16 protein-coding genes are annotated in these 20,559 nt (G+C 54.4%); 4 read left to right on the top strand and 12 right to left on the bottom strand.

The window, feature by feature from the left end; all coding sequences use genetic code 11:
- Window positions 1-54 precede the first annotated feature (54 nt).
- Complete coding sequence (elyC, locus tag ACA373_RS00985; RefSeq protein WP_370733878.1) at window positions 55-846, top strand: envelope biogenesis factor ElyC; 792 nt, start codon at window positions 55-57, stop codon at window positions 844-846.
- On the opposite strand, the gene ACA373_RS00980 is transcribed toward elyC, so the two are convergent.
- The 12 genes from ACA373_RS00980 to serC all read right to left on the bottom strand — a co-directional run bounded on the left by ACA373_RS00980 (window position 811) and on the right by serC (window position 14,812).
- Complete coding sequence (locus ACA373_RS00980; RefSeq protein WP_301251212.1) at window positions 811-1,704, bottom strand: YcbJ family phosphotransferase; 894 nt, start codon at window positions 1,702-1,704, stop codon at window positions 811-813. The two genes, elyC and ACA373_RS00980, sit on opposite strands and share 36 nt — an antisense overlap.
- A 96-nt stretch (window positions 1,705-1,800) precedes the next feature.
- A complete protein-coding gene (gene kdsB, locus ACA373_RS00975; RefSeq protein ID WP_253454703.1) occupies window positions 1,801-2,547 on the bottom strand; it encodes a 3-deoxy-manno-octulosonate cytidylyltransferase in 747 nt (248 codons plus the stop codon).
- The gene (locus ACA373_RS00970) at window positions 2,544-2,726 is read right to left on the bottom strand and encodes a Trm112 family protein (RefSeq protein WP_125288718.1); all 183 of its coding nucleotides are present in this window, start codon (window positions 2,724-2,726) and stop codon (window positions 2,544-2,546) included. The genes kdsB and ACA373_RS00970 overlap by 4 nt, the downstream gene beginning before the upstream one ends.
- An 80-nt stretch (window positions 2,727-2,806) precedes the next feature.
- Window positions 2,807-4,012 carry a winged helix-turn-helix domain-containing protein gene (locus tag ACA373_RS00965; protein WP_370733875.1) on the bottom strand — a complete coding sequence of 402 codons (1,206 nt, stop codon included), beginning with the start codon at window positions 4,010-4,012 and terminating at the stop codon, window positions 2,807-2,809.
- Between the two features lie 39 nt (window positions 4,013-4,051).
- A complete protein-coding gene (gene lpxK, locus ACA373_RS00960) occupies window positions 4,052-5,032 on the bottom strand; it encodes a tetraacyldisaccharide 4'-kinase (protein ID WP_370733874.1) in 981 nt (326 codons plus the stop codon).
- Complete coding sequence (msbA, locus tag ACA373_RS00955) at window positions 5,029-6,777, bottom strand: lipid A ABC transporter ATP-binding protein/permease MsbA (protein ID WP_253454708.1); 1,749 nt, start codon at window positions 6,775-6,777, stop codon at window positions 5,029-5,031. The genes lpxK and msbA overlap by 4 nt, the downstream gene beginning before the upstream one ends.
- 36 nt (window positions 6,778-6,813) lie before the next feature.
- Window positions 6,814-9,075 (bottom strand): ComEC family protein, encoded by a 2,262-nt coding sequence (locus ACA373_RS00950; protein ID WP_369894898.1) that lies wholly within the window; start codon window positions 9,073-9,075, stop codon window positions 6,814-6,816.
- Between the two features lie 230 nt (window positions 9,076-9,305).
- Window positions 9,306-9,590, bottom strand: coding sequence for an integration host factor subunit beta (gene ihfB / locus ACA373_RS00945; RefSeq protein WP_013201528.1), 285 nt, complete (start codon window positions 9,588-9,590; stop codon window positions 9,306-9,308).
- Between the two features lie 86 nt (window positions 9,591-9,676).
- Window positions 9,677-11,350, bottom strand: a complete 1,674-nt coding sequence (gene rpsA / locus ACA373_RS00940; protein WP_125288723.1) for a 30S ribosomal protein S1 — start codon at window positions 11,348-11,350, stop codon at window positions 9,677-9,679.
- 117 nt (window positions 11,351-11,467) lie between these two features.
- A complete protein-coding gene (gene cmk, locus ACA373_RS00935; protein ID WP_125288724.1) occupies window positions 11,468-12,154 on the bottom strand; it encodes a (d)CMP kinase in 687 nt (228 codons plus the stop codon).
- 207 nt (window positions 12,155-12,361) lie between these two features.
- Entirely contained in the window at window positions 12,362-13,648 is a 1,287-nt protein-coding gene (gene aroA, locus ACA373_RS00930) for a 3-phosphoshikimate 1-carboxyvinyltransferase (protein WP_370733873.1), read from the bottom strand.
- A gap of 78 nt (window positions 13,649-13,726) precedes the next feature.
- Window positions 13,727-14,812: a 3-phosphoserine/phosphohydroxythreonine transaminase gene (gene serC / locus ACA373_RS00925; RefSeq protein ID WP_370733872.1), complete on the bottom strand. Its 1,086-nt coding sequence runs from the start codon at window positions 14,810-14,812 to the stop codon at window positions 13,727-13,729.
- 307 nt (window positions 14,813-15,119) lie between these two features.
- Between serC and ycaO the strand changes: the two genes are divergently transcribed.
- The 3 genes from ycaO to pflB all read left to right on the top strand — a co-directional run bounded on the left by ycaO (window position 15,120) and on the right by pflB (window position 20,448).
- Complete coding sequence (ycaO, locus tag ACA373_RS00920; protein WP_369894902.1) at window positions 15,120-16,877, top strand: 30S ribosomal protein S12 methylthiotransferase accessory factor YcaO; 1,758 nt, start codon at window positions 15,120-15,122, stop codon at window positions 16,875-16,877.
- 359 nt (window positions 16,878-17,236) lie between these two features.
- Complete coding sequence (gene focA, locus ACA373_RS00915; RefSeq protein WP_253454714.1) at window positions 17,237-18,094, top strand: formate transporter FocA; 858 nt, start codon at window positions 17,237-17,239, stop codon at window positions 18,092-18,094.
- A 71-nt stretch (window positions 18,095-18,165) separates the two neighbouring features.
- A complete protein-coding gene (pflB, locus tag ACA373_RS00910) occupies window positions 18,166-20,448 on the top strand; it encodes a formate C-acetyltransferase (protein WP_370733871.1) in 2,283 nt (760 codons plus the stop codon).
- Window positions 20,449-20,559 lie beyond the last annotated feature (111 nt).

The following is a 20,559-nucleotide window of genomic DNA, read 5'->3' as shown; positions in this document are numbered from 1 at the left end:
CGTCACTGCTTCGCTTTCGGGTGGCGTTTTTTCGGACAAAAGGAAGCTGTTTTTATGCTTTTTACGCTTAAAAAAGCGATTGGCGGCCTGCTGATGCCCTTGCCGCTGCTGCTGTTAGTGATGGCGGTCGGACTTTTTCTGCTCTGGCGCAGCCGCTGGCAAAAAACCGGGAAAATTATACTCTCTTCTGCCTGGCTAATCTTGTTATTGATCAGCCTTCAGCCTGTTGCTGATAGCCTGCTGTCCCCTGTTGAGAACCGTTTCGCTACGTGGCAGGAGAGCCGGAAGGTGGACTACGTTGTGGTGCTGGGCGGCGGCTATACGTGGAATTCGCAGTGGGCGCCGGGATCGAATATGATCGGCAACAGTTTGCCAAGGCTGGTGGAAGGGATCCGTTTGTGGCGTGAAAATCCAGGATCGACGCTGATCTTTACCGGCGCGGCCGCGCAGAACAATCCCGTCAGCTCGGCGGAAGTCACGGCCAGAGTGGCGCAGTCATTGGGCGTACCGCGCAGCGCCATTATTACGCTGGATAAGCCGCGCGATACGAGCCAGGAAGCGCGGGAGGTGGCTAAAGTGGTTGGCCGCCGCCCTTTCCTGCTGGTGACCTCCGCCTCGCATCTGCCGCGCGCCATGCTGTTTTTTCAGCAGCAGGGGCTGGATCCGCTGCCCGCGCCGGCTAATCAGCTGGCTATCGCTTCGCCGCTGAACGCGTGGGAGAAAGCCATTCCCTCCTCGCTGTGGCTTGGTCACAGCGAGCGCGCCATCTATGAGACGCTGGGACGACTCTGGCAAAAGATAACGTCGCCTTCACTCAAGCCAGGGCAGCAGGGAGCGAGCGGCTAAATCGAAGCGGGCGCGGTTGAAACGGCCGGTATGGATCAGCCGATCCGCTTCTTCCCACAGCATATAGAGCCAGCGTCTGGCGATAAATCCTTCCGCGACGGGCGCCTGTTGCAGATAGCGGAACAGCAGCGCTTCCGCCGGGCCTTCCTCACTCAGGCGAAACAGCTCGTATTCACGCGGCGCCCAGAGCGTTCTGCCGGGATTGATCATTGACAGCAGCTGGTCGCTCCAGGCTTCCTTCAGCATATTGCTGAGCGACAGGTTGCCGTGCACCAGCACGCAGGGATCGTCGAAGTCGTCAAAAAGCGCGCAGAGGTTCTGGCGACAGCGAAAGAGAAAACGGTGATCTTCCATCGTCAGCCGCTCCGGGCGCATATAGCTCAGCGTTGACCACCACACCTCAACCCGCTGTTTATACCAGGCGGGCCAGTTATTCTCCTGCGTGCTGTCTACCGTACCGACCAGACCGTGGCTGTCGATGCGATGCCAGGCCAGCAGCGCGGCGACGATCTGATCCTGCAGCTGCTGCCAGCGAGCCGGCGTGCGGGTGGGCGCTTCGACCGAAACGCCGCCCATGCGCTCAATCAGCAGGATCTCATGCTGCGGCGGCAGCTGGCTGACGATCAGCCCGTATACCGTCGGCATACGCACGGTGCTTTCGCGCGCCAGCATCGACAGCTTATAGGCTTCCTGCGAGGCGATTCCTTTGGTATTGAAGTATTTTGCCATCAGCGGCAGAGAGTGGCCTTTCCCATCGTAAAGCGAGTAGAGGCTGGCATAAGGCTGTTCGCTGATGCATTCGAGACGGCTTAGCGTCTCACCCAGCACTATCGAAAGTTCTGAACGAAGATGTTCCATCTGCTGCTCCTGATCGCAAGCGAAGTCGGATTGCCGTTTTTTTCCTGGTAATAGCAAGAAGCAGAGAACCAGGGCCGCTGCCGGCCCTGAAAATAGTTACTGCATGGCTGCCCGCACACGTTCCAGATCTTCCGGTGTATCAACACCCGCGCCCGGAACGGCCTGCGCCACGTCAACATGGATTTTTTCGCCGTACCACAGTACCCGCAGCTGTTCGAGCAGCTCAATCTGCTCCAGCGGGCTGGTCTGCCAGCTGACATAGCGGCGGATAAAGCCGGCACGATAGCCGTAAATGCCGATATGGCGCAGAAAATGATCGCCAATCGCCTGCTGAGAAACGGCAAACCGCTCGCGGTCCCACGGGATGGTCGCGCGCGAAAAATAGAGCGCGTTGCCCTGCGCATCCCTGACCACCTTCACGGCGTTAGGGTTAAACGCTTCTTCCGCTGACTCGATTGGTACCGCCAGCGTCGCCATACCTACGCTGCTTTTCGCCAGATTATCCGCTACCTGCCGGATGATGACCGGCGGGATCATCGGCTCATCGCCCTGCACGTTGACGATCACCGTCTCGTCAGGGAAACGGTATTTCTCAATCACCTCGGCCAGCCTTTCCGTGCCGGACTGATGATCGGCTCGCGTCATGCAAACTTCGCCGCCCGCTGCTTCTACAGCACGCGCGACGTCATTATTATCCGTAGCGACAATCACGCGCTCGGCTCCTGATTCACGCGCGCGTTCCATAACATGCACGATCATCGGCTTGCCGTGGATATCGACCAGCGGTTTTCCGGGCAGCCTGGTGGAAGCGTAGCGCGCCGGAATAATTGCGACGAAACTCATGGATGCGTCTCTTCCAGCGTCAGCGAGCGCGCTTCCGTTTCAAGCAGAACGGGGATGCCGTCACGCACCGGATAAGCCAGCCCGTCAGGCTTGCAGATAAGTTCCTGACGATCTTTATTGTAATACAGCTTACCGTGACAAACCGGGCAAGCAACGATTTCAAGCAAACGATGATCCATGGTGTCTCCCTGGTGGATCCGATCAGACAGAACGTTAGAATATCATAGCTCGCGGTTGAGCGGTTAACCTCCCCGTCGGCTTAAAGCGCCCATTCTTTTGGCCAGATCGCGGCCAGTTCCGCAGGCAGGTTTAGCAGATGTACTTTTTGCGCGCCCTGCCAGCGGGCAAAACGGCTGATGGCCTGCTGAAGATCGGTCAGCAGCCCGGCGGTGATCCTCACGCCCGGCTCCAGCCACAGTTGCCTGATCAGCAAAACTTTTTCTTTGCGCTGCATTTTGGCATCCAGCCGCCCTTTTAGCGCGCCGCGATGCAGTATCGGCAAAACAAAGTAGCCATACTGCCGCTTCGCTTCCGGCGTATAGCACTCCAGACGATAGGCGAAGTTAAACAGTTCCAGCGCCCGCTTGCGATCCCACACCACCGGATCGAAAGGCGACAGCAGCGCAGTATGCGTGGCCTGGCTTTTTTGCTCCAGCATCGGCAGCTGTGAGTGATGGAGATAGCACTGCCCTAACGTTTCGACCTCCACCGGCACTACCGTGCCCGCCTCAATCCACTCTGCCAGCTGCTCTTTTACCGGCGCACGCTTCAGCCGATAGTAATCTGCCAGCCACTCGGCCCGGAAAAGCCCCAGACTTTGCGCGCTGTTGTACAACATTTGCCTGACCGCCTCTTTCTCTTCCAGCGCGTGCAGCGCATCATCCCATTCCGGCAGCACCCGCTGACGAAGGTCATAAACCCGCTGGAAATTACGCCGTTCGACCACCATCAATTCCCCGGCGGTAAATAAGTTTTCCAGATGGCGCTTGTGCGGTTTCCACGCCCACCAGCCGGACTGCTGGCCCGGCGGCGCGGCGAAGTCGGCCGATCTTACCGGCCCGTGATCTTTGATATGCGCCAGCAGCTGCGCGACCTCCTGCTGCCGCGTCTCTGCCCATGCGCCGTTATATTTCCAGCCCATAGCCTGCGGCGAAAGCATACGGTGGCGCAGCAGCGGATAATCCTCAGCAGGAATAAAACAGGCCTCATGCGCCCAGTATTCAAACAGCCTGCCGGTAGCCAACGCCTCTTCCAGCCACGCGGACGGATAGTCGCCAAGTCGGCTGAACAGCACCAGATAAGGGCTGCGGGCGACTACATGGATAGTGTCGATTTGCAGCAGAGACATTTGCCGCACGCAATTAAGCAGATCGGTAAATCGTGCTTTGCGCTGCGACGGACGAAGCAGCCCCTGAGCGGCAAGATGAATATGGCGGGCCTGAATTAGTGAGAGAGAAATCGACATAATGCACCTGTATTCACATAGTGCATTCAGTTTAGCGAGTTATTTTTGCGTAAGGGCAATAATGCGGTTCAGCAGCGCGTCAGCCCGATCCGTCGGCAGCGCCGCGTCCACCGGCAGATACCACCAGTTAGCCGCGGCAAAGCGGCTGGCTTTAACCGCATCCTTCTCCGTCATCAGCAGCGCCTGGTGTGCAGTCGCCAGCGGGGCCAGCTGCGCCTCGCTGTAGGCCTGGTGATCGGCGAAAGAGACTTCCTTAATCGGGATAACGCCCAGCTGACGCAGCGTGGCAAAAAAACGCGGCGGATGACCGATACCTGCCATAGCGATCACGTCGCCAAGCGATGCCGCAGGGCGGGTTTCGCCGGTTTGCAGATTGACAGCAAGGCCGGGCGTCAGGCGCATCGCTGTTTCATCAGCCAGCGCCGCGCCGCCGTTAGTAATGACCGCGTCCACCGTTTGCAGGCGTGATGCCCGCTCGCGCATTGGACCGGCCGGCAGCCACCAGCCGTTGCCAAATCGACGCTGACCATCAATAACGACTATTTCAAAATCTCTGGCCAGCGCGTAATGCTGCAGGCCGTCGTCGGTGATAATAATATCCACCTCGCCCTGCGCCAGCAGCGCCTGCACGGCGTCTTTACGGCGGGGTGAAACGGCCACCGCCGCGCCGGTGCGGCGATAGATCAGTACCGGTTCATCACCCGCCTCGCTAGTGGTCGTATTGCCATCAAGCACCAGCGGATAAGCTTCCGCTTTACCGCCGTAGCCTCTGGATACCACGCCGGGGCGCAGACCACGCTGCTGCAGTGCCTGCACCAGCCAAATCACCACCGGCGTTTTGCCGTTGCCGCCAGCCGTCAGATTCCCGACCACGACCACGGGCACCGGCGCGCGCCAGGCCTTTCGCCAGCCCTGACGATAGCTAAAGCGGATCAGGCTGGTGATCAGCCCGTACAGCCAGCTGAACGGCAGCAGCAGCCGCCAGAGGCCGGACCGACCGCTCCAGAGGCGCTCAATCATTGACCAAACTGCATTTTATGAAGCTGAGCATAGGCACCCTGGCGCGCTAACAGCTCGGTATGGCTGCCGCGCTCCACGATATGGCCATCCTCAACCACAACGATTTCATCTGCCTTTTCAATAGTGGAAAGGCGATGCGCAATAACCAGCGAGGTACGGTTTTTTTGCAGCTCATCCAGCGCTGACTGAATAGCGCGCTCCGACTCGGTATCCAGCGCGGAAGTAGCCTCATCCAGGATCAGGATCGGACAGTCACGCAGCAGCGCGCGGGCAATGGCAATACGCTGGCGCTGGCCGCCGGAAAGCAGCACGCCATTTTCACCGATGACCGTATCCAGGCCGTTATCCATTTTACTGATAAAGTCCATAGCGTGCGCCATCGTTGCCGCTTTTTCGATATCTTCCCGGCTGTACTGCTCGTTGCGGGCGTAGGCGATATTATTGGCTACCGTGTCGTTAAACAGATGCACGTTTTGCGAGACTAAAGCGACCTGATTTCGCAGCGAGCTGAGCGTATATTCACGCAGATCGTGACCATCCATCAGAATTTCGCCCTGCTGGATATCGTAAAAACGCGTCATCAGGCTGGCAATCGTGGATTTACCCGATCCAGACCGTCCCACCAGCGCAACGGTTTTGCCCTCCGGGATCGCCAGGTTGATATTATGCAGCGCAGGCGTTTCGCGTCCCGGATAGGTAAAGGTCACATTGCGGAACTCCACATCGCCGCGAGCGCGCTCAATCACGCGCGTGCCCGTATCAACTTCCTGCTCGCTGTCGAGAATGGAGAAAAGCGTCTGGCAGGCGGCCATGCCGCGCTGGAACTGGGCGTTAACGTTCGTCAGCGATTTCAGCGGGCGCATCAAACCAAACATAGAGGTAAAGACGACGGTAATCGTGCCCGGTGTCAGCGTTGCCATTACGCTTGGGAAGCTGGCAGCATACAGAACAAAAGCCAGCGCCAGCGAAGCGATAAGCTGAATAATAGGATCGGACACGGAAGAAGCGGAAACCAGTTTCATCCCCTGCTGACGCATCCGATTGCTGACGCGGTCAAAACGCTGGGTTTCGATTTGCTGTCCGCCAAAGATCAGCACTTCTTTATGCCCTTTCAGCATCTGTTCTGCGCTGGTGGTCACCTGGCCCATGGTGTTTTGCATGCTTTTGCTGATATTACGAAAGCGTTTTGACACCATACGGATTGCAAAGGAGACGACCGGCGCCAGCAGGATCAGGATTAGCGACAGCTGCCAGCTGTAGTAAAACATCATAATAAACAGGCCGATAATGGATGCGCCTTCGCGCACTACCGTTACCAGCGCGCTGGAAGACGATGAGGCGACCTGTTCGGAATCATAAGTAATGCGCGACAGCAACGTGCCGGTAGATTGCTGATCGAAGAAAGCGACCGGCATCCCCATCATATGGCTGAAAAGACGCCGACGCATCGACATCACCACATTGCCCGATACCCAGGAGATGCAGTAGCTTGAGATATAGCTTGATATGCCGCGTACCAGCATCAGGCCGATAACGGCGAGGGGCATCCAGACCAGTACGGAGGAGTCCGCTTTACCAAAACCATCGTCCAGCAGCGGCTTAAGTAAGGACATCATCAGCACGTCGCCCGCTGCGTTAATAATAAGAGCAACGGAGGAGACGGCCAGCCCCGGTTTAAAGGGTTTGATCATCGGCCAGAGGCGTCGAAAGGTCTGCCAGGTGGAGAGATCTTTGTCCTGATGCATGTGTTAACCAGCTTCCAATTGAAATAGCCGCTCATTCTAACTGGAATAACGTGTTACGCCAAACCACTGATGGTACCAACGGGGCATTATTTGCGCTCTTAAGCTTAAAACACGCCAGTTATCCTTAGAAAATTCTACGCTGATTTGCCCTGCCACAGCCGTGTCGTACCAGCTGTAATTGTTCTTCAGATAGCGGGTAATTATCCTTTCCGCCGGTAGCTTCCAGGCGCTATAGCGGGCAGCGGAAGCCAGCGCGGCCTGGCCAGCCACCCTTCGCAGCAGGGGCGGCGAAGACGACGTTCCGCTACCGTGATGCGGCACCTGTAATAGATCCGCCCGTAACGCTTCGCCATAGCGCCTGACAAGCTGTAGCTCTGCGGGCGTCTCAATATCCCCGGTCAGCAAAACCCGCCATTTACCATCCGTCACCATTACGACGCAGGACTGATTATTACCGTGCTCTTTCTGCGGTCGCTCCGGCCAGAGAACCTGAAAATTTAACGTCTGCCAGCGCCAGTTTTGGCCCTGATAGCAGGGTAAATGTCCCGATACGCCCAAATCGCTGTGGATTTTCGCTGCGGGAAACGCCTTGTGCAGGCTTTCCAGGCCGCCGATATGGTCGAGATGGCCGTGGCTTAAGATAATGTGTTGTAGGCTTATGCCCTGCCAGCGAAGCCAGGGAATAATCTGGCTTGAGGCCGCGTCGCCCCCTGCCCATCTGTTGCCGGTATCATACACAACCGCATTTCCCCGCTGCGAAATTACTACGGCCAGTCCATGACCGATATCCAGCATATCCATACGCCACTCTGGCTGCCTGACGTGCAGCCGCCAGCACAGCAGCGCCAGACATAAGCTGGCCAGCGTAAAAGGGGAACTTCGCCACCAGTGAAAGCGCCAGGCAAAGAGCAGCAGCAGGCACACGGGACTGAGCCATAATGCCTGCTGGCTGACGGTAAGCCAGCCGTCGGGCAGCTGCCGTAAGGGATAAAAAACCAGCGCCAATGAGCGATCCGCCGCCCACCAGAGCAGCTGGCTTAGCGATGCGACAGGCAGCGATAAAACGGCGCCAAGGATCAGCGGTACCGTAAGCAACGTGACCAGCGGCACTGCCCACAGGTTAGCCAGCAGCGCGCTGACGCTCACGCCGTGAAAAATAAAGATCTGTAGCGGCATCAATAATAAAAACAGCCCGGTCTGTAAGTGCAGCAGCTGTAACGGCAGCCAGCGTTTTTTCCCGATAAAGCGTCCGGAAAGCGGAAACCATTGATACCAGAGAAGTAACCCGGCGACGGCAACAGCTGACAACCATAAGCTGTCCGACAAAATGCTTAAGGGATCGAAAAACAAAATAGCACCGATACACAGCCGCCAAACCTGCCAGCCGCTACAGTTACGCCCCTTCAGGCGCAGCAGGCTCCAGCTAAGCAGCGCCACTATCGCCCGCAGCGCCGGAGGGCTTCCGCCGGAAAGCCAGCAGTAGATCAGCGCCAGCGCGATGCCGCTAAACAGGGGAAAACGATACTCTATCCAGCTGGCGCGGAAGCAAGGCTGGAAAATTCGCGCTATCAGCCAGCCTACGCTCGCAGCCAGGCCTATATGCATGCCTGAAATCGCCATCAAATGCGCCGTCCCGGTCTCCCTCAGCAACGCTTTTGTCTCGCTGCTTAGTTCGCTACGTTCACCAAACGTCAACGCCAGGATAACGCTATGCCAGGGCAAGGCGGCGAAATAGTCACGACTTTTCTGCATGACTTTTTCACGCCAGCCACAGCGGCTGTCGACAATCTGCCATGTCAGCGCCCTGCCCGTCAGCGGCGTGCTGACAGCCAGCGCGAAACGTTGCGCATCGAAGCCGCCCTCGTTAAGGCGCGCATGCACGGGCCGCAGCCTGAGCTTCATACGCCAATGCTGGCCCGGACAAAACGTTTGGGTACCCGGTATAGCGATCAGGGCGTAAACAGGTGGAAAAAGACGTTTCTCCGCCACGCTTTCAATGCGTATTTTGACGCGTTGCGACTGCGGCTGTAGCTGTTCAATGCCCACTACGGCTTCAACAGGAGCCGCTGAGAGAAAGGCGGTTTGTTGTAGAAGCGTTTTTGCCGGGATAACGGCCCAGATAAAAAGCAGCAGAACCAGGGCACTTTCTCTTAACCAGCGCTGTCGGGTTATCAACAGGAGCGCAATCAGCCCCAGCAAAAGCTGGATGGCGGCTGTATCAGGCAGCGCCCGCAACCAACAAAGCGGCAGCGCTGCGATAATCATCCACAGCGAGAGTCGGCTAAGGCTATAGGACATAATGCTACCTCCGTTACGCATGACGGAAGTCTGACGGGGTTTCGTTACGGGCGCAGCCAGCATTTCTCAGTCTTCAGAAACGTAGCGCAACATTTTTATCAGGTTGCAGAAAGCAATACAGGGTTTGCGAGGAGGCTCTGGTTAATCCACTATCGGACTGGATCCAGCTATGCTGCAGGCAAAAAAAAACGACACCGAAGTGTCGTTTTATTGCGTGGTAATGCGAAACCTTAGCCGTAGATATTCGCGCGATCGCGTAATTCCTTGCCCGGTTTGAAGTGCGGAACGTATTTACCTTCCAGCTCAACCTTGTCACCCGTTTTAGGGTTACGACCGGTACGGGGAGCGCGATAGTGCAAAGAAAAACTGCCGAAGCCCCGGATTTCGATGCGTTCGCCCTGGGCCAGCGTAGTGGCCATGTGCTCAAGCATCTCTTTTACCGCATCCTCAACGACTTTCGCCGGAATATGAGAGTGCTGGCCAGCAAGTCTTTCAATCAGTTCTGACTTGGTCATAAATCCTCCGGTTAATCCCTGTTGGAAAAAGCTTTGGCAATCACGGCTGGTTCAGGGCAGCTTAAGCCGCCCTGATGCAAACGCAATTACTCGCCTTTAGCTGCTTTAAATGCTTCAGCCATAGCGTTAGAGAAGTTGCCTTCTTCCTGTTTGGTGTTAACAGTATTGATAGCTTCTTTCTCGTCAGCCTGGTCTTTAGCACGAACAGACAGGCTCACTACGCGGTTTTTGCGATCCACGCCAGTGAACTTAGCTTCAACGTCGTCGCCAACGTTCAGAACCAGCGTAGCGTCTTCTACACGGTCGATTGAAGCTTCAGAAGCGCGCAGGTAACCCTCAACGCCGTCTGCCAGTTCAACTGTAGCACCTTTAGCGTCAACTGCAGTTACTTTACCGTTAACAATGGCACCTTTCTTGTTCAGAGAGATGTAGTTGTTGAACGGATCTTCTGCCAGCTGCTTAACGCCCAGGGAGATACGCTCGCGCTCTGCGTCAACCTGCAGAACCACAGCAGCGATTTCGTCGCCTTTCTTGTATTCACGAACTGCCTCTTCTCCGGTAGCGTTCCAGGAGATGTCAGACAGGTGAACCAGGCCGTCGATGCCGCCGTCCAGGCCGATGAAGATACCGAAGTCAGTGATTGACTTGATTTTACCTTCAACGCGGTCGCCCTTGTTGTGGGTTTCTGCGAACTGCTGCCATGGGTTAGATTTGCACTGCTTCAGACCCAGGGAGATACGACGACGTTCTTCGTCGATGTCCAGAACCATAACTTCAACAACATCGCCCACGTTAACAACTTTAGACGGATGAATGTTTTTGTTGGTCCAGTCCATTTCTGAAACGTGCACCAGGCCTTCAACGCCTTCTTCGATTTCAACGAAGCAGCCGTAGTCGGTCAGGTTAGTTACACGACCAGTCAGGCGGGTGCCTTCCGGGTAACGCTTAGCGATTGCGACCCATGGATCTTCGCCCAGCTGTTTCAGACCCAGAGAAACACGGGTACGTTCGCGGTCGAACTTCAGCACTTTAACAGTGATTTCGTCGCCAACGTTGACAATTTCGCTTGGGTGCTTAACGCGTTTCCAGGCCATGTCAGTGATGTGCAGCAGGCCGTCAACGCCGCCCAGATCAACGAATGCACCGTAGTCAGTGAGGTTCTTAACGATACCTTTAACTTCCATGCCTTCCTGCAGGTTTTCCAGCAGCTGATCGCGCTCTGCGCTGTTTTCGGATTCGATAACCGCACGACGTGAAACCACCACGTTGTTACGTTTCTGATCCAGCTTGATTACTTTGAATTCAAGCTCTTTGCCTTCCAGGTGCAGCGTGTCGCGTACTGGACGAACATCAACCAGGGAACCTGGCAGGAACGCACGAATACCGTTCAGCTCAACTGTGAAGCCACCTTTCACTTTGCCGTTGATAACACCGGTAACAGTTTCAGCATCTTCGTAAGCTTTTTCCAGCGTGATCCAGGCTTCATGACGCTTAGCTTTCTCACGGGACAGCAGGGTTTCACCGAAGCCGTCTTCCACTGCGTCCAGAGCAACGTCAACTTCGTCGCCTACCTGGATTTCCAGTTCGCCGGCTGCGTTCTTGAACTGCTCTGCAGGAATTGCAGATTCAGATTTCAGACCCGCATCAACCAGAACTACGTCTTTGTCGATAGAGACAACAACGCCACGAACGATGGAACCCGGGCGGGTTTCGATTGTTTTTAAGGATTCTTCAAATAGTTGAGCAAAAGATTCAGTCATATTGATAATCTTCAGGATTCTTCAATTTAACGTCCACCTGACATCCTGCCGGGTGGGGTTGTTTCACATGCCCTGTGATATCCATATCAAAGGGTTAAAAAAATCGGTTCTGCGATGCTACTGCGGCAGAGAAAGTTTTTCGCGCGCATAATTCAGAGCAGTTTCAATCACCTGCTCGATTGACATGCTGGTTGAATCCAGCACTAACGCGTCTTCTGCCGGTCTTAACGGTGCGATAGCACGGTTGCGATCGCGATCGTCACGCTCTTTTATCTCAGATAAAAGGCGTTCAAAGTTAACACTAAAGCCCTTCTCCTGCAACTGTAGCATACGGCGATGCGCACGCTCTTCAGGGCTGGCATCCAGAAAAATCTTTACCTGGGCGTCCGGAAAAACCACCGTACCCATATCTCTTCCGTCCGCAATAAGGCCTGGTGCTTCCCGGAATCCCCGCTGACGGCGCAGCAGCGCTTCACGTACGCGCGGGAAAGCGGCGACTTTCGAAGCCGTATTGCTGACATCCTGAGTGCGAATTTCGCTTGAGACGTTTTCGCCCTCAAGGATGACTTCCATCTCGCCATCGCTGGGCACAAAGCGAACATCCAGATGCGCCGCGATAGGGACCAGCGCCTCTTCAGAAGTCATGTCTACCTGATGGTGTAACGCGGCCAGCGCCAGCACGCGATAAATAGCGCCTGAATCCAACAGATGCCAGTTTAATGCCTCAGCCATTGCCTTGCACAAGGTCCCTTTACCGGCTCCGCCTGGACCATCAATGGTGATCACCTGGGCTATAGGCGTCATGTCGTTCTCCTGTTGGTGGAATGCCTGCTTAACCTGCTCAGGCAAATAACGCCGCATATTATACGCTGCTCTACTGACGATCGTTACCCCTTAAGCGTAGACGGGCTGAAATTAATCGAGAGCCGCAAAAGGATTTCCCAGGAAACCAATGCCAGGAGCGTGAAGCAGATCGCAACCCGCTGCACAGCTATGCAGCGGGGGCGTTCGTTATGCCGGCTGGCTGAGACGTGCAAACTGCTCGAAATAATCCGGGAAGGTCTTGGCCGTGCATTTCGGATCGAGAATGGTCACTGGCGTAGCAGACAAGGCCACCAGCGAGAAGCACATCGCCATACGGTGATCGTTGTAGGTGCCGATTTCAGCATACTGAATAGTTTCAGGCGGCGTGATGCGAATATAGTCATGCCCTTCTTCGACTTCAGCACCAACTTTACGCAGCTCGGTCGCCATTGCCGCAAGACGATCGGTTTCTTTCACGCGCCAGTTGTAGATATTACGCATTACCGTAGTGCCTTTGGCAAACAGCGCCGCTGTGGCGATAGTCATCGCCGCGTCCGGAATATGGTTCATATCCAGATCGATAGCGTTCAGTTCGCCGCGCGTGCAGGCGATATAGTCGTCGCCCCATTCAATAACCGCGCCCATTTTTTCCAGCACGTCGGCAAAATGAATGTCGCCCTGCATACTTTTTCGACCGATACCGGTGACTTTAACCGTACCGCCTTTGACTGCGGCCGCTGCGAGGAAATAGGAGGCGGAAGAGGCATCGCCTTCCACCAGATAATCGCCTGGCGAGGTATAGTTCTGGTTGCCCCTGATACGAAATACAGCGTAATTATCGTTTTCTACCGTGACGCCAAAGGTCTGCATCAGGTTCAGGGTAATATCGATATAAGGTTTTGAAACCAGCTCGCCCTTAATGGCAATGGTCGTGTTTTGTGGAGCCAGCGGCGCGGTCATCAGCAGCGCGGTCAGGAACTGGCTGGAGACGCTACCGTCGACGGCCACTTCGCCCCCGCTGAAGCCGCCTTTGATATGCAGCGGCGGATAATCCGTCTGTTCAAGATAGTCGATCTGCGCGCCGCCCTGGCGCAACGCATCGACCAGATGACCAATCGGACGCTCTTTCATCCGCGGCTCTCCGGTCAGCACAATATCGTTAGAACCCAGGCAAAGCGCGGCGGCCAGCGGGCGCATCGCCGTCCCGGCATTGCCTAAAAAAAGCTCCAGCGGCTGCGTCGACTGCAGAGGGCCGCCCTGACCAGTCACTTCACACTCTGTGCGGTCTTCAGAAAGCGTAAAGCTTACGCCCAGCGCTTTTAGCGCGTTCAGCATATGACGCACGTCATCACTGTCCAGAAGGTTGGTCAGACGAGTAGTGCCTTTTGCCAGCGCAGCGAGCAGCAAAGCGCGATTTGAGACGCTTTTGGAACCAGGTAGGTTAATGGTACCTTCTACTCGCGCGACGGGTTGTAAAGTCAGGGATTCCTGCATGTGAGACTTCTTCTCCAGATAAAATGCAACAAAACCCCGCACCGGGCGAGGTTTTACTATCAAAACCGTACCGGCTAATTAACCGTGACGACGTTCAAAATCAGTCATAAATTCGGTTAGCGCTTTAACGCCTGCCAGCGGCATAGCATTGTAAATTGAAGCGCGCATTCCGCCTACGGCACGATGACCTTTTAACGCATGCAGGCCAGCCGCGAATGATTCTTCGAGGAAAACCTTATCCAACGCTGCATCAGCCAGCTGGAAAGGCACATTCATGCGCGAGCGATTAACGTGAGCCACATCGTTACGGTAAAAATCACTGTTATCAATGATACCGTAAAGCAGATCGGCTTTAGCCTGATTCCGCTTGTCCATCTCCGCTACGCCGCCCTGTTCTTTCAGCCATTTAAAGACCAGGCCGGAAAGATACCATGCAAAAGTCGGCGGCGTGTTAAACATGGAGTCGTTTTCGTTTAATACCGTGTAATCCAGGATTGACGGCAGCGCTTTCTGGGCTTTGCCCAGCAGATCTTCACGTACGACCACCAGCGTCAGGCCAGCCGGCCCAATGTTCTTCTGCGCACCGGCATAAAGGACGCCATAGCGGTTAATATCCAACGGACGGGAAAGAATAGTGGAAGAGAGATCGGCCACAGCAATCTTATCGCCGAAGTCCGGCTCTTCATTAATAGCAACACCGTCAATGGTTTCATTTGGACAATAGTGAACATAGGCTGCTTCATCTGAAAGCGCCCATTGGCTCATAGGCGTAATAGCGCGCAGCCCGTCAACGGTTGTTTTCACGTCGATGACGTTAGGCGTACAGTATTTTTCCGCCTCTTTAATCGCGCTGTGCGCCCAGTAGCCGCCGTCGGCATAGTCTGCCGTACTCTGGCTGCCCAACAGGTTCATCGGAACGGCAGCAAACTGCGCGCGCGCGCCGCCGTGACAGAATAATACTTTGTAATTTGAGGGGATTTTCAGCAGATCGCGAAAATCTTTTTCCGCTTCCACGGCCACCTGCGTAAATTCCTTGCTGCGGTGGCTGATCTCCATCACGGAAGTTCCTGAACCCTGCCAGTTGCAGAGTTCCTGTTCGGCACGACGTAGCACTTCTACCGGCAGCATTGCTGGACCGGAGCTAAAATTGAAAACCTGGCTCATTTCCCCTCACCACTTTCAGATCAATCGATTTCGAGTCTGCTACCGGTTTTATCATTGCCACCCTGGCGCTGCAATGTTTAATCGGGTCAGCCGACCAGTTATGCGGCCTGCGCCGCAACAGCTTGTAGCGTGAAATATAGTGACCACGATATTTTGTGAGGCGTCTTCCGGTTAGCTTTTTTTATGGCCGATCTGCGCAGGCAAAAATGCCACAATAGCCGGGTAAAACAGTTCGTCGGATAGCGAATGGTCGGGAAACCCCGTATCATGGCGCGTTTTCGGCACAACCCAAAAACGAGTGGGCACTATGACGCAAACTTATATTCCAGGCAAAGACGCCGCACTGGAAGATTCCATCGCACGCTTTCAGCAAAAATTACAGGATTTTGGCTTCCATATTGAAGAGGCCTCCTGGCTGAATCCGGTTCCTCATGTATGGTCGGTCCATATTCGCGACCGCGACTGCCCGCTCTGCTTCACCAACGGTAAAGGCGCCAGCAAAAAAGCGGCGCTGGCTTCGGCATTGGGTGAATATTTTGAGCGTCTGTCGACCAACTATTTCTTTGCTGATTTTTGGTTAGGTAACGCGATCGCCAACGGCGATTTCGTGCATTATCCTGACGAAAAATGGTTTCCGCTGCCGGATGACGACAGCCTGCCGGAAGGCATTCTTGATGCGCGACTGAAGGCGTTTTACGATCCTGAGCAGGCACTTAGCGCCAGCGATTTGATCGATCTGCAGTCCGGCAATGCCGCACGCGGCATCTGCGGCCTGCCGTTCACGCGTCAGTCCGATGGGCAAACGGTTTATATTCCGATGAACATCATCGGTAACCTCTACGTCTCTAACGGCATGTCGGCAGGCAACACGGCCAACGAAGCGCGCGTTCAGGGCCTTTCTGAAGTCTTCGAGCGCTATATCAAAAACCGCATTATCGCCGAATCTATCAGTCTGCCGGCCATCCCGCAGGAGGTGCTTAACCGCTATCCGGGCGTAGTGGAGTCCATTGCTAAACTGGAAGCTGAAGGCTTCCCAATCTTTGCTTACGACGCTTCACTGGGCGGCAACTATCCGGTTATTTGCGTGGTGCTCTTCAACCCGCAAAACGGTACCTGTTTTGCTTCATTCGGCGCGCATCCTGATTTTGGCGTGGCGCTGGAGCGTACCGTGACAGAACTGCTGCAGGGACGCGGGCTGAAAGATTTGGATGTCTTTACGCCGCCAACCTTTGATGATGAAGAAGTCGCCGAGCACGCTAATCTGGAAACGCACTTTATCGATTCCAGCGGTCTGATCTCCTGGGATATGTTCAAGGACGAGGCGGATTATCCTTTTGTCGACTGGAGCTTTGCCGGCACCACGCAGGAAGAATTCGCCACGCTGATGGCCATCTTTAAAGCGGAAGATAAAGAAGTCTATATTGCTGACTATCAGCATCTGGACGTGTATGCCTGCCGTATCATCGTGCCAGGCATGTCAGATATCTATCCTGCGGAAGATTTGCTGCTGGCTAATAACAGCATGGGCGCTTACCTGCGCGATACGCTGTTATCACTGCCCGACAGCCAGTGGGAAAAAGAGGATTACCTGGCGCTGATTGAACGCCTGGACGAAGACGGCCATGACGACTTTACCCGCGTACGCGAGCTGCTGGGCCTGGCGACAGGCAAAGACAACGGCTGGTACACGCTGCGTATCGGCGAGCTGAAAGCGATGCTGGCCCTGGCAGGCGGCGATATCGATCAGGCGCTGATCTGGACGGAATGGACTATGGAGTTTAATGCCTCCCTGTTTTCACCCGCCCGCGCCAACTACTATCGCTGTCTGCAAACGCTGCTGCTGTTGAGCCTTGAGGATGAACGCGATCCTGTGCAGTATCATACTGCTTTCGTACGTATGTATGGACAGGAAGCCGTAGACGCGGCATCTGCCGCCATTAGCGGTGAAGCGCCTTTCTACGGGTTGCAGAGCGTGGATGAAGAGCTGCTGGCCTTCCCGGCTCATCAGTCGCTGCTGGCTGCCTATGAAAAGCTGCAGCAGGCGAAACGCCGTTACTGGAAATAATATTTTTGGCCCGCTCGACAAAAGCGGGCCTTTTATCAGGGCCAGTTTTAACGCCAATTAATCCATTAATTTTTCTTAAGGTTAATAAAAAGTAGTTTATTTATTTCCAGGTATTAAAAAATTTATTTATTCGGGATCTATTTTATTGCAGTTGTTAACCAGAAAAGCAGATGCTATTTAAAAAATAATAGATAAATTAAAATAAATTTTAAATAATAAAATCAATAAATTAACCCACCTTACACGCCTTTTTTTTAACTCGTTCCGACAATGTCCGGCGTCAATATGATCCACATCAATTTCTCACCTATACTGCTTTGTTAGTATTTCGTTGTTGATAAACTTCAGGAGACGTTAGTGTGAAAGCTGGCAATCCGTTCGATTTACTTTTACCGTCTGAAATGGCTAAAGTCGCTGAGGAAGCCGGTGTCTATAAAGCTCAAAAGCACCCCTTCACCACGTTTTTTTTGGCGATTACCGCAGGCGTTTTTATTTCCATCGCGTTTGTTTTTTATATCACGGCCACAACAGGGACTGAAACTATCCCTTATGGCGTAGCGAAGCTTATTGGCGGCATCTGCTTTTCGCTGGGGCTGATGCTGGTCGTGGTCTGCGGTGCCGACCTTTTCACCTCGACCGTGTTAACCATGGTGGCTAAAGCCAGCGGACGGATTACCTGGGGTCAGCTGGCGCGCAACTGGCTCAATGTCTATATAGGGAATTTCTTCGGCGCGATGTTTTTTGTCGGGCTGATCTGGTTTGCCGGCCAGTATATGGTGGCAAATGGTGCATGGGGGTTAAATGTTCTGCAAACGGCTGACCATAAGATGCACCATACTTTTATTGAAGCTGTCTGCCTCGGCACCCTCGCTAACCTGATGGTTTGCATGGCGGTCTGGATGAGCTATTCCGGCCGCAGCCTGACGGACAAAATGCTGTCGATGGTGCTGCCCGTAGCGATGTTTGTCGCCAGTGGTTTTGAGCACAGTATCGCCAACATGTTCCTTATCCCCATGGCGATCGTTATTAAAGATTTCGCCGCACCGGAGTTCTGGCAGGCCACGGGAACCACGGCAGCACACTTTTCCAGTCTGACAGTAGGCAACTTCATTGTTGACAATCTTATCCCCGTGACGCTTGGCAACATTATTGGCGGTGGATTGCTGGTCGGCCTGACCTACTGGGTTATCTATTTGCGGGACGGCGATCATCACTGATTGCCGACAACAGGATTAAGCCCTGCTGTGCTGCAGCAGGAACGAAAGAACTTCATTGAAAAGGTGATCACATGAGCGAGCAAAATGTAAACCAGGCTGCTGCCTGGGCAGGCTTTGCAGAGGGCGAATGGCAGAACAGCATCAACGTCCGTGACTTCATTCAGAAAAACTATACGCCTTATGAAGGTGATGAATCCTTCCTGAGCGGCGCAACTGAAGCGACCACTAAGCTGTGGGATAAGGTAATGGAGGGCATCAAGCTCGAAAACCGCACCCACGCGCCGGTCGATTTCGATACCGATTTAGCCTCTACTATTACCTCCCATGACGCTGGCTATATTGACCGCAAACTGGAAACCATTGTCGGCTTACAGACTGAAGCGCCGCTGAAACGCGCGCTGATCCCTTTTGGCGGCATTAAGATGGTGGAAGGCTCCTGTAAAGTTTACGGACGCGAGCTGGACGCCGGCCTGAAAAAAGTCTTTACCGAGTACCGCAAAACGCATAACCAGGGCGTATTCGATGTTTATACGCCGGATATTCTGCGCTGCCGTAAGTCCGGCGTGCTTACCGGTTTGCCAGATGCCTACGGCCGCGGCCGCATCATTGGCGACTACCGTCGCGTTGCGCTTTACGGCATTGATGCGCTGATGAAAGATAAATTCGCCCAGTTTGCCTCGCTGCAAAGCGATCTTGAAAATGGCGTCAATCTTGAAGCGACAATCCGTCTGCGTGAAGAGATCGCCGACCAGCATCGCGCGCTGCAGCAGATTAAAGAAATGGCTGCCAAATACGGCTGTGATATTTCCGGCCCGGCCACAACGGCGCAGGAAGCCGTGCAGTGGACCTACTTTGGCTACCTGGCCGCCGTTAAATCGCAAAATGGCGCGGCAATGTCTTTTGGTCGCGTATCCACCTTCCTGGATATCTACATTGAACGCGATCTGCAGGCGGGCAAAATCACCGAGCAGGATGCACAGGAACTGATTGACCACCTGGTGATGAAGCTGCGTATGGTGCGCTTCCTGCGTACGCCTGAATACGATGAGCTGTTCTCCGGCGACCCAATCTGGGCAACGGAATCGCTGGCCGGTATGGGCGTTGACGGCCGTACGCTGGTAACCAAAAACAGCTTCCGCTTCCTGAATACCCTGTACACTATGGGTCCTTCGCCAGAGCCAAACATGACCATCCTGTGGTCTGAAAAACTGCCGCTGAACTTCAAGAAATTTGCGGCCAAGGTTTCAATCGATACTTCATCCGTTCAGTACGAAAACGACGATCTGATGCGTCCTGACTTCAACAACGACGATTATGCTATCGCCTGTTGCGTCAGCCCGATGATCGTCGGCAAGCAGATGCAGTTCTTCGGTGCCCGCGCCAACCTCGCTAAAACCATGCTTTACGCTATCAACGGCGGCATGGATGAAAAACTTAAAATGCAGGTAGGCCCAAAAGATCCGCCGATGATGGACGACGTGCTGGAATATGAAAAAGTGCTGGATCGCATGGATCACTTCATGGACTGGCTGGCGAAACAGTACGTTACCGCGCTGAATATCATTCACTATATGCACGACAAATATAGCTACGAAGCTTCGCTGATGGCGCTGCACGATCGCGATGTTTATCGCACCATGGCCTGCGGTATTGCCGGTCTGTCCGTCGCTGCTGATTCACTTTCCGCGATCAAATATGCCAAAGTTTCCCCTATTCGCGACGAAGATGGGCTGGCCGTTGATTTCAAAATTGAAGGTGAATATCCGCAGTTCGGCAACAATGACTCACGCGTAGATAATATTGCCTGTGACCTTGTTGAACGCTTTATGAAGAAAATTCAGCAGCTGCAAACTTATCGCGATGCTGTCCCGACTCAGTCAGTGCTGACTATCACCTCTAACGTGGTATACGGTAAGAAAACCGGCAACACGCCAGACGGTCGCCGTGCCGGTGCACCTTTTGGCCCAGGCGCTAACCCAATGCACGGCCGCGATCAGAAAGGCGCTGTGGCTTCGCTTACCTCCGTTGCGAAGCTGCCATTTGCCTACGCTAAAGACGGCATCTCCTACACTTTCTCTATCGTGCCAAACGCGTTAGGTAAAGATGACGATGTACGTAAAGCCAACCTTGCCGGTCTGATGGATGGTTATTTCCATCATGAATCCAGCATTGAGGGCGGTCAGCACCTGAACGTTAACGTGATGAATCGCGAAATGCTGCTGGAAGCGATGGATAATCCTGAGAAATATCCTCAGCTGACCATTCGCGTTTCGGGTTATGCGGTGCGTTTTAACTCGCTGACCAAAGAGCAGCAGCAGGATGTGATTACCCGTACCTTTACGCAAACGATGTAAGCCTCAGGGCTCCGGTTCGCCGGAGCCCAGCCTGCTTTGCCAGCCCTCTTCTTCGCAGGCGGCTGGCAAAACAGACTTAACGCAGCTTCAGACTGCGCAGCCGCTACAAGC

Origin of the sequence: Erwinia sp. STN24, from assembly GCF_041320675.1 — a bacterium.
GTDB lineage: Bacteria > Pseudomonadota > Gammaproteobacteria > Enterobacterales > Enterobacteriaceae > Erwinia > Erwinia aeris.
The sequence above is the reverse complement of the archived record's forward strand: the minus strand, read 5'-3'. Positions and strand labels throughout refer to the sequence as shown.

Coding starts and splice junctions, on each gene's coding strand:
- ACA373_RS00950 (WP_369894898.1), bottom strand. CDS start 9,075: ATGTCCTATAGCCTTAGCCGACTCTCGCTGTGGATGATTATCGCAGCG.
- ycaO (WP_369894902.1), top strand. CDS start 15,120: ATGACGCAAACTTATATTCCAGGCAAAGACGCCGCACTGGAAGATTCC.
- rpsA (WP_125288723.1), bottom strand. CDS start 11,350: ATGACTGAATCTTTTGCTCAACTATTTGAAGAATCCTTAAAAACAATC.
- ACA373_RS00970 (WP_125288718.1), bottom strand. CDS start 2,726: ATGGATCATCGTTTGCTTGAAATCGTTGCTTGCCCGGTTTGTCACGGT.
- cmk (WP_125288724.1), bottom strand. CDS start 12,154: ATGACGCCTATAGCCCAGGTGATCACCATTGATGGTCCAGGCGGAGCC.
- serC (WP_370733872.1), bottom strand. CDS start 14,812: ATGAGCCAGGTTTTCAATTTTAGCTCCGGTCCAGCAATGCTGCCGGTA.
- msbA (WP_253454708.1), bottom strand. CDS start 6,777: ATGCATCAGGACAAAGATCTCTCCACCTGGCAGACCTTTCGACGCCTC.
- aroA (WP_370733873.1), bottom strand. CDS start 13,648: ATGCAGGAATCCCTGACTTTACAACCCGTCGCGCGAGTAGAAGGTACC.
- lpxK (WP_370733874.1), bottom strand. CDS start 5,032: ATGATTGAGCGCCTCTGGAGCGGTCGGTCCGGCCTCTGGCGGCTGCTG.
- elyC (WP_370733878.1), top strand. CDS start 55: ATGCTTTTTACGCTTAAAAAAGCGATTGGCGGCCTGCTGATGCCCTTG.
- kdsB (WP_253454703.1), bottom strand. CDS start 2,547: ATGAGTTTCGTCGCAATTATTCCGGCGCGCTACGCTTCCACCAGGCTG.
- ACA373_RS00980 (WP_301251212.1), bottom strand. CDS start 1,704: ATGGAACATCTTCGTTCAGAACTTTCGATAGTGCTGGGTGAGACGCTA.
- pflB (WP_370733871.1), top strand. CDS start 18,166: ATGAGCGAGCAAAATGTAAACCAGGCTGCTGCCTGGGCAGGCTTTGCA.
- ihfB (WP_013201528.1), bottom strand. CDS start 9,590: ATGACCAAGTCAGAACTGATTGAAAGACTTGCTGGCCAGCACTCTCAT.
- ACA373_RS00965 (WP_370733875.1), bottom strand. CDS start 4,012: ATGTCGATTTCTCTCTCACTAATTCAGGCCCGCCATATTCATCTTGCC.